This is a genomic window from Streptomyces sp. NPDC040545, from assembly GCF_055595065.1.
Genome location: NZ_JBVIWA010000009.1, coordinates 220,678 through 235,659 on the forward strand (window position 1 = coordinate 220,678; position 14,982 = coordinate 235,659).

Here is a 14,982-nt window from a genome sequence, read left to right on the forward strand (position 1 = left end):
CTTCCCGTCCGGCACGGAACAGGTTTCGGCGGACACCGATCCCTCCTCCTCCCCCCCCCGCGAAAACCGGGTGCGGCCGCCCGTACGGCCTTGGGATCATGTTCGAATGGTCCACCGACTCGACCCCCTGGTCCTCCGGCACACGAACCGCATCCCCCGCCCCACGGGACCCGCCGGGGAAGGCGCCGTCGCGGCGCAGCAGTTCGACGCCGCGCTGATGTCCGTGGGCTTCAAGCTCTCGGCACAGCTGCTCGCACACCTGTCGGGACTGTCCGAGGGGGCGGTCGTCGACACCGCCGTACGGACGCTGGGCACCGTCCGCGAGATGGTCGGCGACCACGTCCAGCACAACGTGTACTTCATCGACTTCCCGGCCAACGTGCCGGACACGTTCGACTTCTGGATGCAGTGCATAGCCGAGGCGCTCGCCGACGACGACAGGCGCGCGAGCACGCTGGAGCAGCTGAGCACCGGCGTCGTGAACCTCCTCACGCTCCCGTCGTACGGGAACTACCGGCACACGTACGCCGAGATGCTGACCCACCACGACGAGCTGATCGCCGCGGCGGGCGACCGTCTGACGGTCCTGCACCTCGGCGCCGCCCCGGACGACGAACTCACCTCCCTCTACCTGGCCTTGGCGGGCAGCACCACACCCCTGGGCGAGGACGGCCTGCGGGACCTGCGTGAACTCGCCGGCCACTGCGCGGACGGACCGCAGCCCGAGGAGATCCCCGTACGGGAGAACCGTGCCGTGGTCAACGAGGCCCGGCTGAAGGCCGGCGCGAGCCTGCTGCTGGACACGGTCACCGACGTGCTCCGCCTCGCCTGCGCGCTCGCCGGCGGCGACGTCGGCCTGCAGGAGCCGGCGCGGCTGCGCGGGCTCTCCCGTGCGGTGCGCCGGGCACTGCTCGCGGGCCTCGACGCGGTCGTCGGCACGGCGCCCGCCAAGCTCGCCGACGTGCACGCGCACCGCGAGATGTGGAAGCGGCTCGGCGAGCGGCTGCACCCGCACGAGTACCCGCAGTGGCCGCACGCGGCCGACGTGTTCGCCGTCGCCCGCGGCGAGAAGGCGGCGCGCTCCCTCGACAGCCGGGTGGAGGAACTGCACGCCCGGCTCGATCCCACCGGCGCCGCCGAGCTGCTGAAGGCCGCGCCCGGCAAGCTGCTGCGCTCCCTGGACCGGCTGCTGCGCTCCGCCCCCACGCAGGACGAGCGCGACGCGGTCGTGGCCGCCGCCGAGCAGGCCGTCCCGGGCGCCTCCGGCCGCGTCCTGCTGTCGGTACGCCAGCACCTGCACAACCGCGCGGAGGAGACCGGCGAGCAGCGGGTGTTCGTCAACCGCTCCGGCCGGGCCTGGGTCACCGAGGACACCCGTCCGCCGGTGTTCGCGCCCGAGCGCAAGCGGGTCATCGCCGCGATCGACGCGGAGCTGCGCCGCCGGGTGCCCGCCGCGGACCACCTGCTGATCGACCCGGACGTCCTGGACGTGGCGCTGCCGCTCAGCGGCAAGGCGACCGCGTCCGGGCTCGGTGTGCTGCCGCGCGGCTCGGTGTCCCCGGTCGACGGCGAACTGCTGCGCTTCTTCGTGTACTGGAAGCAGACCGCGCGCAGCACCGACTTCGACCTGTCGGCGGCCCTGCTGGACACCGACTACTCGACCATCTCCTGGCTGTCGTACACCAACCTGACCGAGATCGGTGGCAGGCATTCCGGTGACATCACGGACGCGGCCGACGGAGCCTCGGAGTTCATCGACCTGCGGCTGGACGCGGTGCGCGCCACCTGCATCGTCCCGCAGGTCAACATCTACTCCGGGGAAGGCTTCGAGGAGGTCGAGGAGTCGTTCTTCGGGTTCATGCTGCGCGGGACCGAGCAGAACGGACGGCCCTTCGAACCGCGTACGGTGCGCATGAAGTCGGATCTGCGCGGTCCGGGCCGGGTCGCGCTGCCGCTGGTGTTCCTGCGCGGGTCCGACGGCCGGTGGCGCGCCAAGTGGCTGCACCTGTGCCTGACGGGGTCTCCGTCGTACAACCGGGTCGAGGACAACCGCGTCACGGTCGCGACGCTGATGCGGGCCGTCGTCGAGCGCGAGCAGCTCACCATCCGCTACCTCGTCGAGCTGATGACCGGCAGCGCGACGACCGTCACCGTGTGGGACGGGAAGAACGCTCCGGCGGGTCCCGTGACCTACATCGGCCTGGAGCGGCCCGAGAAGCTGCACCCGCAGTCGCGGATCATCACCCCGGAAAATCTGCGTGACCTGATCCCCGCCTGACTGTTAACGTAGCCGTGGCGAGGCCATGAAGGGGCTTCCTTCTCAACACTCCTAAAATAGCCTCTTCGCTTTCCTCGCCACCGACTTGAGACCTCCGGCCGTCCCTGCAGCACGCGGGACGGCCGGAGGCTTTTCCGTGTCGTGCACCGGCTCCCCGGCCGGGCCGGCGCAGCTGCGTTCAGCTCAGCTCAGGAAGTCGGCGACCAGCTCGGCGAAGGCCTCCGGGGTCAGGACCTTGACACCCAGCTCGGCGGCCTTGACCGCCTTCGAGCTGGGCTTGCCGCTCGCCGAGGGCGCGGAGACCAGGATGGCGGTCTTGGCACTGACGCTGCTGCCCGCGCGCCCGCCCGCCCTCTCGATCAGTACGTTCATCGCCTCCCGGCCCTGGCCTTCGAGCGCTCCGGTCATCTTCCCGGTCACCACCACGACCTTCCCGGCCAGCGGACCCGAGTCCTGCGCCGCCGTCTCTTCCCGCGGCTCGCTCATGTTGACGCCTGCCGCGGCGAGCTTGTCGATGACCGGTGCCAGGGCGGCGATCTGCTCGACGATCACAGGGGCCTTCTCCGGGCCGATGCCGTCCACGGCCTGCATGGCCAGGGCATCGGCCTCGCGGACGGCGTCCATCGTGCCGAAGTGCCGGGCGATCCGGCGCGAGATGCTGCGCCCGGTGCCCAGGATGCCCAGCGCGCAGACGACACGGCTCAGCGGCCGGGCCTTCGCCGCCCCGATCTGCTCGGCGAGCTTCGCGGCCCGCTTGGCGCTGCCGGAAGCGGTGGTGAGCTGCTCCAGGGACAGGGTGAACAGGTCGGCGACGTCCGTGACGTCACCGGCGTCGACCAGAGCCTTGACGTACGTCCTGCCCAGCCCGTCGATGTCGAGCATCTCGCGCCCGGCGGCGTATTCGATGAGGGCCGGGAGGGCGCAGGCCGCGCCCTGCGCGCAGCGCCACCGCTCCTGCGTCTTGTTGATCTCCCCACCGCAGTTGGGGCACGCCCCGGGCAGGGGCACCTCGGTCGCTCCGGCCGGGCGCAGCGCCACCACGGCGGCCTGGACCCGCGGGATGATGTCGCCCGCCTTGTAGACCGTCACCGTGTCGCCCAGGTGGAGATCACGGCGACGGATGTCGGCCGGGTTGTGGAGGGTGGCCCGGGTGACCGTGGACCCGTCGATCAGGACCGGGGCGAGTACGGCGGTCGGGGCGAGCACCCCGGTCCGGCCGACCTCCCACACCACGTCCTCCAGCACGGTCTGCCGCTCGACGGCGGGGAGCTTGAACGCGACGGCGAAGTAGGGGAACCGGCTGCCCAGTCCCGCGGCTTCCTGCTCGGCCGAATCGTTGAGCTTGATCACGACACCGTCGATCCCGAACGGCAGCCCCGCGCGCGCGGCGGCGATCTCGTCCACCCGCTGCTGGGCCTCGGCGAGGGTGGCGACCACGTGCAGCCCGGCCGGGGTGTCCGCGGTCGTCCGGACCCCGGCCCGGGCGACCGCGGCCAGGGTCTCGGCGTGCGTGGCTCCGACGGGCAGGAACGCTTCCCCGTCCAGTTCGACCGCGCCGTACGTCCAGAACGTCATCATCAGCCGGTACGGGCGGTCCTTGGCCCGCAGCGTGCCGGCCGTGCCGTTGCGGGGGTTGGCGAAGACCTGCGCGCCGTGCGCGGTGCGGATCGCGTTCGCCGCCTCGAACTGTTCCTGGGTGAACAGCACCTCTCCGCGCACCTCGAAGGTGGCCGGCACCGGCAGCCGCTCGGGCAGGCCCTCTATCTGCCCGATGACATGGCTGACGTCCTCACCGGTGCTGCCGTCGCCCCGCGTGATGATCTGCACCAGCCGCCCGTCCCGGTACCGGGCCGCGACGGCCGCGCCGTCCAGCTTCGGCTCGACGGTGAACCCGCCGGCCGGTGCCGTGCCCAGCCGCCGCTGCAGGGACTCGCCCCACGACAGCAGGCCCTCGGGGTTGAAGACGTTGTCCAGGCTGAGCAGCCGGGTGGTGTGCGCGACATCGCCGGCCGGGGCGGCGCCGTCGCCGACCTGCCCGGTGGGGGAGTCCGCGGCGGCCTCGTCGGGGTGCTCCCTCTCCCACGCCAGCACGGCGAGCCGGAGCTGGTCGTAGGTGGCATCGTCCATCGGGCTGTCGCCGTCGGCGTAGTACGCCCCCGACGCGTCGCGCAGGCGCCCGAGCGCGGCCTCGTACGCGGAGCGGCTGGACATGCTGGACAGCGCCTGATCGGCGGAAAGGTTCATCATGGGAGTGATCCTCTCGCGCACCACTGACAATCGCCCCAGCCGCCCACCGCGGGCCCTTCCCGGCGGACGGCGGGCCGTCACGGCCCGCACGCCCACCGCGTGTTCACCCTCGTCCTGCGGGCTCGGCCGCCCTCGCCGCGGCGCTTCCCGTCGGCCGCTCCGCCTCTCCGGTCGCCTCCGTCCTGCCAGGCAGGTCCGCCGGGCCTGCGTGGACGGTCGGGCGCTCCGCCCAGAACGCCGCGGAGGCCGCGCGCCGCGCGAGCATCACCAGCAGCCCTGCGAGGCTCAGGCCGAGGGCGATGACCAGCGGCGGGCCGAGGCCGAACCAGGACGTCCCGCCGGAGGAGTTGGCGGGGTCCGCCATGTCGACGACAGCCTCGGCGAGCAGCCAGATCAGCATCCCCGCGCCGATGAGGGGGCCGGCCCCGATGAACAGGAACTCGCGCAGCCCGGCGGTCAGCAGGCGCCGGTGGTAGACCGCACAGGCGATGCCGGTGAGGGCGTAGTAGAAGGCGATCAGCAGTGAGAGGGCCGTCAGCGAGTCGGCGAGCGCGTTCTCGCTGACCTGGTGGATGAACAGGTACCAGACCGTGGCCGTGCCGGCCACCCACCAGGTGCTGACTGCGGGGGTGCGGTACCGGCCGTGGATCAGACCGAACCGGCGGGGGAGGGCGTGCCTGCGCGCCATGGACAGCGCGGTACGGGAGGCCGGGATGATCGTGGTCTGGGTCGAGGCGAGCGCCGAGGTGGCGACGGCGAGAAGGACGATCCAGTCCCAGCCGCCCAGGGCCTCGCGGGCCAGGGAGGCGAAGACGGCCTCCTCGTCATCGGCGTGCGCGGTGAGATAGCCGGTGCCCGCGAACGCGACCACCGCGAAGGCCACGCAGACATAGGTGGCCAGAAGGACCACCGTCGACCAGACGCCGGCCCGGCCCGGGGCGGAGGAGGGGTCCTTCGTCTCCTCGGTGAGGTTGACGGCCGACTCCCAGCCCCAGTAGACGAAGACACCGACGTTTCTCCGGGGCGCCACGAGCGTGCGGTTCGAGTTCACGCAGCTCAGAAGCGGTCGCGATGACCATAGCGTGCGCAACAGGTGTGGCGCACGGAGCCCGACGGAGGATTCACTCGGCGGGATGCGGGCCGGGTTCCGGCCGCCCGTTCAGGCCCTCGCGAATCACGCGCCGTTCGGCTTCCTCGCGGGTGAGCGCCTGCCGGTGGACGTCGGGATCGCGGTGGGCCTCGATGGCCTCGCGCACGATCGCGGCCAAGATGTCGGGCGGCAGGGCCTCGGCCTGGGTGGTGGAGGTGCCGGAGAACGAGCGCCGGTCGGTCGCCTTCGGCGGGGCGGTCGGCAGGTTGTAGGCGGCGATCTGCTCGGGGGTGACCGCGACCCTCTCGAACGCCACCTCAGCACCCGCGGCCTCGGCGAACGCGATCACGTCCTCGGCCAGCGAGCTGAACATGTGGACGCCGCTCTGGTCGTAGTCACCCAGGTGCAAAATCCTGGTTCTGCGGCCTCCGGAGATTGCCCGGACGGCTGCGTCGTGCTTGCCGGCCAGGCCGTCGAACCCACCGCCGGAGTTATCTCGGGTGCCCAGCAGCCGTGAGGCACATGAGAATTGACCTCCGGCCGGGTACCTGGCTGGTGAATATCTGGGGGTTCATCAGGCACGTGAGGTACATCAGTGGCGGGCAGGCCTCACGGCATGGACGATGTCGGCGCTGATGTCCGGGTTCTCCCAGCTCCAGCGCCGAGGTCCGGCGTTCCAGCTGGCCCGGTCCGTCGGTAAGGGTGCGGCTGCGGTCAGACCCGGGCGGTGAGTCGTGCGAGTGCCGTGTCGTACCGTGCCCGGACCTCCGCTCCCGGTGCCGCGCGCAGGAGGGCGCCGAGGGCTCGTACCGCGCCGTCGTCGTAGCCGGCGGCCTCCGCCTCCCGGCCGGCGCGGTCGAGCTCGGTGATGCCGTCGACGCGGTCGCCGAGTCCGAGCAGTGCTTCGCCCTTGATGATGAGCAGCAGGATGTGGGGGATGTCGGTGGTGTCGGGGCAGTAGTCGAAGTCCAGGGCGTGGTTGGCGGTGGCGAGGGCTTGCTGCCAGTGGCCGGCGTCCGCTTGGTGGCGGGCGAGGTGCTGGGTGGCGAGGCGTTCGATCCTGCGGTCGCCGTCGGCGCGCGCGAGCTGGACCGCGCGTTGGCAGTTCTCCGCGGCGATGTCCAGGCGGCCGAGGGAGCCTTGGGCCTGGGCCAGCACGATCAGGGCGTTGGCTTCGGCAAACGCGTCGTCGGCGCGGGTGGCGAGCGCGTGGGCGGCTTCCAGGTGGACGAGCGCCTCGGAGGTCCGGTTTTCCTCGGTGAGGACCCAGCCGAGCATGTTGAGCACCCGGGCCTCGCCGTACTCGTCGGCGTCGGCCCGGCTGGCCGCCAGCGCGGTCTCCAGAAGAGGGGCCCAGCCGTCCCGGACCCGCCACACGATCAGCGGCCACATCGTCATGACGATGCGCCAGGTCCGCTCGTGCAGGCGGGCGGTGTCGGCGGCGGCGACGGCCTGGGTGAGGTTGTCGCGCTCGGCGGCGAACCAGGCCACGGCCGCGGCCCGGTCGCCGAACTGGCGCACCGCGGCGGGCGGGTGGAAGCCGGCTACCAGGGGGAAGCAGTCCTCCGAGCCGGGCTCGGCCGCCGCGACGGCGGCGATCGCGGTGGCGGTGTAGTGGTCGAGGACACGCGCGAGTGTGTCGGGGTGGGCGTACAGGCCGCGGGCGAAGAGCCGCACCAGGTCGTGCATCGTCCACCGGCCGGGCGCCGTCTCGGTCACCAGGTGGGCTTCGGCGAGGCGGTCCAGGGCCGTCTCCGCGTCGGCCGGGTCGGCGGCGGCCAGGGCCGCTGCCGCGTACCGGTCGACGTGACTGCCGGGGTGGCGGCCCAGGGCGGCGAACAGAGCGCGGGCATGCTCGGGAAGCTGGCGCAGCGTCAGGCGCAGTGCGGCCCGGACGCCGATGTCCTCCAGCTCCAGCAGGCCAAGGCGGCGTGTCTCGTCGGCGAGTTCGACGGCCATCGCGTTCAGGGACCGATCGGGGCGGCCGGCCAGGCGGGCGGCCACCACGCGCAGGGCCAGCGGCAGGCCGCCACACAGCTCGCCCAACTGCTGCGCGGCGCCCGGCTCGGCGGCCACCCGGTCGGGGCCGAGGACCTGGGCCAGGAGCGCGGTGGCGTCCTCGGACGGCAGGACGCCGACGGCCAGGGGGCGGGCGGCGTCGGTGACGATCAGCCCGTCGAGGCGGTGGCGGCTGGTGACGACGGTGACACAGCGGTCGCCGCCGGGCAGGAGCGGGCGGACCTGGTCGGAGTCGCGGGCGTTGTCGAGGACGACCAGCAGCTGCCGGTCGGCGGCCAGGGAGCGGAACAGCGCGGCCGCGGCGTGCTCCGACTCCGGTATCCGCTCGGGCGCAATGCCAAGGGCGAGCAGGAACGCGCGCAAACCTCGGCGGCGGACGGCTCGCCCATGTCGCTGAAACCGCGCAGATCGGCGTAGAGGCGGCCGTCGGCCAGGCCCGCGGGGTCGTGGCGGGCCCAGTGCAGGACCAGAGCGGTCTTGCCGACCCCGGCGGGCCCCACCACCAGGCACACCGGGGCCTCGCCCGCGGTGGCCCGGGTCAGCGCGGCGAGCTCGCCCGCCCGGCCGTGGAAACCGCGCGGCGCGCGCGGCAGCAGATCGGGCGCGTCCACAGTGGCCTCCGATGCCAGGGCGGGCACCGGGACGTCCGGCGACGGGCTGAGCGGTGGCGCTGTGGCGTCCGTGCTGCGGATGGGGCGGCGCCGGCCCGCGCTCGCGGCGTCCTCCAGCTCCCGGGCGCCGGCCGCATCCAGGCCCAGCGCCGTCGCCAACGCCTGCACGGTACGGCGCTGCGGCCCGCGGGAGCGGCCCTTCTCCAGGTAGGACAGGCCCCGCACACTCACCCCGGCCGCGTGCGCCAAGTCCTCCTGACTGAGCCCGGCCCGGCGGCGCAGGGCGTGCAGCAGCGTACTGAAGGAGTAGTCGGCCGGTGTGGTCGAGGCCATGCTGATGATCTTCCCGTGTTCGACGTGGCCCCGCCGAACCGCGAACCCAACCGGCAAAAGTATGCGCCACCTAGTTGTGCAGGTGAAAGTGCCTGGTTCACGCCCCTCCGCCCGAGTTGGATCGAAGCCTGAGGAAGACGGCCCCGGAGCCACCCGGAAGCCCTCCTCCGCCGACCCTTCGTCCCGCCGGGACCCGAGGGGCCCGGCGGGCGGGACGCCGGCCGCTTCCTCTCCATCCGTCCCGCGAGGACGCCCCTGCCCCGACGCAGCGGCAGGCGCTCGCGCGGGGGTCCTCGCCGTGCGGCCCACACCCGCGCGCAAGCATTCCAGGAGAACCACCCGATGCGCCTGCATCCGACATCCACCACGCGCCGAACCGGAAAGCAGCTCGCGGTCCTGCTGCTCGCCCTGGTGTCCGCGTGCAGCGTCCTCTTCGGGGCCGCCGCCCCCAAGGCCAACGCCGAGACCAGCCAGCGGTTCACCACCATCGACTGGCACCTGTACGCGATGGATACGCCGAACCGGAGCCAGCGGGCGGCTGACACCCAAATTGACTACAACGCCATGGTGAACGCGCTACGCAACGCCGCCGGCCACCAGATGCCAGGCGTCAGCAACAGCCCGGGGTACATGGACACCCCGACCCGGACCAACAGCAACCGTGTCATCCGGGTCCTGGTCTGGACCCACGAGGCGGACGGCCAACGTGCGCACCTCGCGCTGTACTGCAACGTCGACAACCTCTACTTCCTGGGCTTCTCCGCCCGCGGCCAGCACTACCGCATCGTCCCCCGCCCCAACCAGGCCGACCGCGCGTACACCAACCACCTGCCGGAGGAAATCCGCCACGCCTACGGCCTGGCGACGGCCCCCCTGTTCAACCAGATCACCGGCGACGGCAGCTACCAGCAGATGTCGGCTCCCCCGGAGTGGCGGGGGAACCAGCCCTACGACCGGACGACGCTGTACACGCAGGTGCAGAACCTCACCAACGCCACGCCGGACAACCGCAACTCCACCACGGTGAACCGGGCCATGGCCTACATCATCCAGGCCACCTCCGAGGCCGCCCGTTTCGGCTGGATCCAGAACCGCATCGCCGAGAGCATCTACTCTGGCCGCGACATCTACGCCCCGGGTTATCCGGCTCACATCGGCGCCTTCGGCACCGGCCTCGAAACCAGCTGGAGCGACCTGTCCCGCATGGCGCACAACACCGCGGCCCACCGCACCGACCGGGGCGTGACGATCGACGGGCGCTACTACGGCAACGTGACCCAGATCGGGAACCCCACCAATGGTCAGCCCCGCCTGACCCCCTTCCTCGGCCTGTACGCCAGCGGACAGCTCTAACCGCCACTCTGCCGAGATGCCGGCCGAGCCCAGTCCACCACGGACCGGGCCCGGCCGGTCGCATGCACTCCCACGCCCGCAAGCGAGCAGGCGCCCCGCACCTTCAACGCCCGCCCGACGGCGGAACGCCCCAAACAAACCGCGACGCCCCAGGCGTCAGCCACATTGACCAAGCACAGCAGGGAATGGAGCGCCCACTGCCTCATGTGCCTCAACGGATCAGATGGCCGCTGATCTGCGAAGATTTGCACTCAACCCCAGATAACAATCGAAGCATGGGATTCCGAACTCAGCTCCAATGCGCGTCAGTTGGGGGGCCATGCCGGCTGTCTCGCACCACAGCTCCAGCCGGACGGGCTGGCCCTCCTGGCGGTCGACGGTAGTCGTCGACCGCCGCTTCCACGGCTGCCCAAAGTCTTCGGGGCTGGCGAAGGAGGGCGGGGCGTCCACGGCGATCTGGGTGTCGTCGCGGATCACGTCCCAGTGGATCCGTCCGGATCGGCGGGCCATGCCGACGTACTCGCACATCCGCTTGTAGTCGCGCTCCGACTTCTCCAGCACGCCGTCGCTCAGGAGCACGTAGAACAGCTGGCGGAGCGAGACGGGCAGGTGGTCGCGGTAGCGGTCGAGGACGGCGTCGACCGCGGTCAGGACCCGGAGTATCTCCCGCTTGGGCCGCCAGTGCGGCTGCGGCCCGCGGGGGCGCTTGTTCGGCATCGTGGCCTCCTGCGTTTAAGAGTCCGCCATGGCGTCCTTTCACTCAAGCGGGCGGTGACCTGGGGTTTCCTCCGGAAGGAGGTCGCGTCCTCGGTTGAGCTGGGCCATCAGTTCGCGATTGGCCGCGCGAGCGGCGGCCAGGTCGTCATCGCGGTCCTGGAGCTTGAGCTCAAGGTCGACGACCTGCTGTTCGAGGGTGGTGATCCGGGCCTGGAGCTGTTCGGTGTCGTCGGGGCCTCCGATGCCGGACTCGCGCCAGACCTGCTCGCCCAGGACCTCGCTGAGACGGCCTTCGAGGCGGCGGACCTGGGCGGCGAGGCGTGCGGTGCGGGCGTCGGCTGCCGCCAGGTCGGTCCGCAGCGAGGCCCGGCTGACGGCCGGCCCCCGGCCGCCGGGGACGGTGGGCGGCTCGGCGGCCTGTGCGTGGATCTGGCCGAGCAGGTCGCGGTGGCGGTAGAGGAAGGTGCGGTCGACGCCCGCGCGGCGGGCGATGGCCGCGACGCTGGTCTCGGAGCCGTCCTTCGCGGCTTCGGCCAGGGCAGCGAGGACGCGCTGCCGGCGTCGGCCGGTATCGGCTCGGCGGCCTTCCAGCATGGCCTGGACGCCGAGGTCGGGTGGGGTCATGCGGGTCGCTCCGGTCGCAGGTCGGGCAGGGGCTGGGGGATGCGGGGCATGCCGAGGAAGCCCTGACGGGTCTGGCGGACCATGGCCGCGGCCTGCTGGATCTCGGCGCGTTCGGCGTCGGTGAGCTGGTCGACCTCCTCGGTGACGCGACGGATCAGCCGTCGGACGCGCGCGATCTCCTCCTCGGACGGGGTGGCCTCGGCGCGGGCCCAGTCATCGGCCTCGGTCATCGACCGCAGCCGCTCCCGTTGCCGCAGCAGACCGTCGAGGTAGGCGCTGAGCTCGGGGAGGTAGGAGATGTCGGTGGAGTAGTGGTCGCAGCCCATGCAGCGGAACCGCAGGGGGCAGGCGCCGCCGCCGGCCGCGACGTTGGACGGCTCGGAGCAGGTGCCGAAGGGGACCTGCACCGAGCCGATCGCCAGGCGGATGCGTTCGGCGTCCAGCAAGGCGGTGACCGCTCCCCAGACACGTTGCCCGTGACGGTCGAACTGCATGGTGGTGACCTTGTCGACGGCCTCGCGCAGACGTACTTCCTTGACCCGGTAGTAGCAGCGGGTCGACTGGTAGGAGTCGTGGTCCATCAAGGGTGAGAGGACCTCGATGGGGACTCCGGCGTCCGAGTGGCGCTGGGCGAAGGAGTGCCGGTAGGCGTAGGGGAAGACCTTCTCCTCGTCGAAGATGGTCCCGTCGTCCAGCAAGAACGCCGGCAGCTCGTTGATCCAGTCACGGTGCATCCCGCTGAAGTGAGTGGCGTCGATGCCCTTGGCACCAAGCTGGTTCATCACCGACGACGGCAGCAGGGCCAGCTGGGACAGCGGCCGGTCGGGGTAGAAGAGGCGTACGCGCTCTTGCTGCTCGCGGATCAGCCGGGCGGTGGGTTCGTGGATCGGCAGCTCGCGGCGGATCCGCTGCTCTTTCCAGTTGTTGTAGACCAGGACGGGCTTGCCTTGGCGGTCCCGGCTCAGGCAGTGGTACTCCAGCTTGCAGATCTCCTCCGGCCGCCGGCCGGTGTCCATCATCAGCTCCACCGCGACCCGCAGTTCGCGGCAGGTCATCTCCTCGAACAGGTCCAAGTGAGCGCAGAGCTGACGCAGCACCTCCGGCGGCAGGTCCTGGCCCTCCTCCGACGGCTCCGGCGGCTTCGGAACGTCGTGCCGGGTGATCACGAAGTCGTCGGGCAGGCCGGCCAACGGGCCATCCGCCCTGGTCAGGCCCATCACACGGGACTGCCTCAGCACGTTGCGTGTGGCCCGGACGTAGCTGACGCGGGTCGTCGCGGCGATACGGCCGTTGGCTGCCAGGAACGTCATCCGGTTCAGGTAGTTCTCGATGTCCGCCCGCCCCAGCGCCGCCCGGTCCAAGCCGCGGTCCGGCCGCGCGTCGAGACTGCGCGACAGGAAGGCCAGCGCGGTCATGTGCTGGCGGGCGTGCGAGGAGGTGCTGCGGGAACGCACGCGGGTCAGGTAGTCGCGAGCCCAGCGCTTTGCGGCCTCCTTCAACCACGGCTGCTGAACGGCGGTGAACTCCACCGTGCCGCGGTGCCCGAAGACCGCCAGGTCCCAGCTGTCCTTGCCGTACTCGCCCTCGGGGGACTTGAAAGCCCGCTGCGCGTAGGCGGTCAGCCGGTTGAGGAGGATGACCGCGGTGCTGTTCACCCCCGGCCGGGGAACGTCCTCCAGGCGGCCCGCCTGCGAGGGGCGGATCGTGCGGTCGATGAGCGCGCGCAGGCCGCCCACGTCGCTCTTCGCCCCGCGCCGGCAGCGGTCCTGCAGGCCGAACAGCAGCTGCGCGACGACCAGGTCCGGCAAGCCCCGGAAGCTGATCTCGGAGCCGTTGCAGCCCGACGGTGCCGTCCGCAGCCACATCTGCTCGTCGACGGGCCCCTCCTTGCGGAGCTGGTTGAGCTGCTTGCCGTGCGGGTGACAGAGCCGGTGGCCCACGGCGGTCACGGCCTGGCGGGTGCAAGCGAGCGTTCCGCAGTCGCCCAGGCCCGGAAGCGCCCGCGCCGCCGGGTCGGTGAGGAACTCGGACAGGGTGCCGCCGGACTGCACGTACTGGTACCAGTGCGACCGACACAGCGGCTGCTTCTGGGAATTGATCCAGGTCCGCTCGCATCCGTCGACCCGACACTGCCCCGGGACGACACGCGAGGCGGTGCGCGGGAGCTCGATGAACTCCTTCAGCGGCAGTCCCGACTTACGGTGCTGGTCCTGGCAGGTCCGACACAGACCGCGCGCCTTCGACGGCAGATCGCATCCCGGCACCGGGCAAGCCCGCATCCCCAACATGGGGTGGTCGAGCGGCGCGGTCAGGACGCGCCGCTCGCCGTCCCAGCCGACCTCGGTGAAGAACTCGGGCTCGATCAGCGACCACAGGAACGCCGCGCTCTCCTCCGCGGTGGCCCCCGGCGCCGGCGGCGCGGCCGGCAGCGTGGCGGTCATCGGAGTCCACCCGCCAGCTCGCGCGGCGAGGGCACCCGGTCGACCGCCTGTCGCAACCGGTCCGGATCGGGGTGCAGATACGGCTCGGCGCTGGACAGCCATGCATGATCGAGCAGTGCGGCCACCTCGTCCAGGCTCCCGCCGGCGTCCACAACGTTGCTGGCCATCGCGTGCCGGAGCATGTGCGGGGTCACGATGCGCGACAGCCCGGCCCGCTTCGACAGCCGCTGAAGCAGCTCGGTGACGCCGTCCGGGCTCATCGGGGCGCCCAGCGGTTCGGCGAACAGGTTCACCAGCACGAAGTCGCTCGCCGCCCCGTGCGGCAGTGCCATCCGCTCGATCACGTACTGGTCGTGGGCCTGGACCACCAGGAAGTCGACCGGCTTGGCCGTCCCCGGCGCAGCGGACTGCTGGCGCTTGGCCCACGCCCCGTTGAGGGTTCTCCCGCCGCAGCACGTGCAGGTGCGAGCCGGCCATCCGACAGCCCCGCACGGTGGAGTCCGGCATGAAGTGCATGTCCTCGCGCCGCAGGCCCGCCGCAGTGCCGCGGCGCAGTCCGGCGCGGGCGAGCAGCAGCACGATGAAGCGGTCGCGGGCGTTGTGGCAGGCCATGAACAGGGCCACCGCCTCGGCGTCCGTAGCCCGGTCCCGGCGCTTGCGCGGCACCTGCACCCGATGGCGGGCCTTGAGCCGGTAGCCCATCCCCTCGCCGCGGGCTTCCTCGGGCAGGTCCCAGTCCTCGGCCACCTCGTAGAGCTGCACCAGGACCTCCGACGGCACGCTCTTGGCGGCGATGGCGTGCAGCAGGAACTGCCGCACCCCGGTCAGCACGTTCCCGATCCGGCCCGGCTGGCGGTAGGGCTCCGTCCCCGGCCCCGCCATCACCACCCCGCGGCCCGGAACCGGCCGCTCGATGCCGGTGGCCTCCGGCGTTCCGTACTTCAGCCACACGGTGAACAACCCGAGGTCCTGCGCTGCGGTCCTCCAGTCCCGGCCGGTCCGGACACACCAGCGCAGGTACAGCGCGACGTGCCCGGCGTACGTACGCGTCGTCAACTCCGCCTGATCCCGGCCGAACCGGACGTACCGCAAGAACGCATCCGCCGCCGGCACCACCGCCAGCTCCTCATCCAGCACCGTCCAGTACCCGGCACCCGAAGGCAACTGCACCCGAAACGCTCGCAAGGCTTCCTCCACTCCATCTGCAACGTGTCGCAACGATCACGACAGCTCCAGAGATGCGAGGAAGAACCCCAGCTCACACGATCA

9 protein-coding genes and 1 pseudogene are annotated in these 14,982 nt (G+C 71.8%); 2 read left to right on the forward strand and 8 right to left on the reverse strand.

From position 1 onward, the window contains the following. Positions 1-106: 106 nt before the first annotated feature. Positions 107-2,278: a TerD family protein gene (locus tag ACZ573_RS19810; RefSeq protein WP_471305657.1), complete on the forward strand. Its 2,172-nt coding sequence runs from the start codon at positions 107-109 to the stop codon at positions 2,276-2,278. A gap of 183 nt (positions 2,279-2,461) precedes the next feature. Here the strand turns inward: ACZ573_RS19810 and ligA are convergent, their stop codons facing one another. The 4 genes and pseudogenes from ligA to ACZ573_RS19830 all read right to left on the reverse strand — a co-directional run bounded on the left by ligA (position 2,462) and on the right by ACZ573_RS19830 (position 8,578). Then, complete coding sequence (ligA, locus tag ACZ573_RS19815) at positions 2,462-4,525, reverse strand: NAD-dependent DNA ligase LigA (RefSeq protein WP_471305659.1); 2,064 nt, start codon at positions 4,523-4,525, stop codon at positions 2,462-2,464. Positions 4,526-4,628: 103 nt separating this feature from the next. Then, positions 4,629-5,537: pseudogene (locus tag ACZ573_RS19820) on the reverse strand (APC family permease); the annotation flags it as partial. A gap of 109 nt (positions 5,538-5,646) precedes the next feature. Further along, positions 5,647-6,024 (reverse strand): hypothetical protein, encoded by a 378-nt coding sequence (locus tag ACZ573_RS19825; protein ID WP_471305662.1) that lies wholly within the window; start codon positions 6,022-6,024, stop codon positions 5,647-5,649. Positions 6,025-7,783: 1,759 nt separating this feature from the next. Then, a complete protein-coding gene (locus ACZ573_RS19830; RefSeq protein WP_471305666.1) occupies positions 7,784-8,578 on the reverse strand; it encodes a helix-turn-helix domain-containing protein in 795 nt (264 codons plus the stop codon). A 342-nt stretch (positions 8,579-8,920) separates the two neighbouring features. On the opposite strand from ACZ573_RS19830, the gene ACZ573_RS19835 reads away from it, so the two are divergent. Then, positions 8,921-9,931 (forward strand): ribosome-inactivating family protein, encoded by a 1,011-nt coding sequence (locus ACZ573_RS19835; protein WP_471305668.1) that lies wholly within the window; start codon positions 8,921-8,923, stop codon positions 9,929-9,931. 219 nt (positions 9,932-10,150) lie between these two features. Here ACZ573_RS19835 and ACZ573_RS19840 read toward each other — a convergent pair whose 3' ends face one another. The 4 genes from ACZ573_RS19840 to ACZ573_RS19855 are packed head-to-tail and all read right to left on the reverse strand — an operon-like array spanning position 10,151 to position 14,081. Then, positions 10,151-10,648: a hypothetical protein gene (locus tag ACZ573_RS19840; RefSeq protein ID WP_471305671.1), complete on the reverse strand. Its 498-nt coding sequence runs from the start codon at positions 10,646-10,648 to the stop codon at positions 10,151-10,153. A gap of 39 nt (positions 10,649-10,687) precedes the next feature. Continuing rightward, the gene (locus ACZ573_RS19845; RefSeq protein ID WP_471305675.1) at positions 10,688-11,272 is read right to left on the reverse strand and encodes a hypothetical protein; all 585 of its coding nucleotides are present in this window, start codon (positions 11,270-11,272) and stop codon (positions 10,688-10,690) included. After that, positions 11,269-13,713 (reverse strand): tyrosine-type recombinase/integrase, encoded by a 2,445-nt coding sequence (locus ACZ573_RS19850; RefSeq protein ID WP_471305677.1) that lies wholly within the window; start codon positions 13,711-13,713, stop codon positions 11,269-11,271. The genes ACZ573_RS19845 and ACZ573_RS19850 overlap by 4 nt, the downstream gene beginning before the upstream one ends. Continuing rightward, positions 13,710-14,081, reverse strand: a complete 372-nt coding sequence (locus ACZ573_RS19855) for a tyrosine-type recombinase/integrase (RefSeq protein WP_471305679.1) — start codon at positions 14,079-14,081, stop codon at positions 13,710-13,712. Before ACZ573_RS19855 ends, ACZ573_RS19850 begins: the two co-directional genes overlap by 4 nt. Between the last annotated feature and the right edge of the window lie 901 nt (positions 14,082-14,982).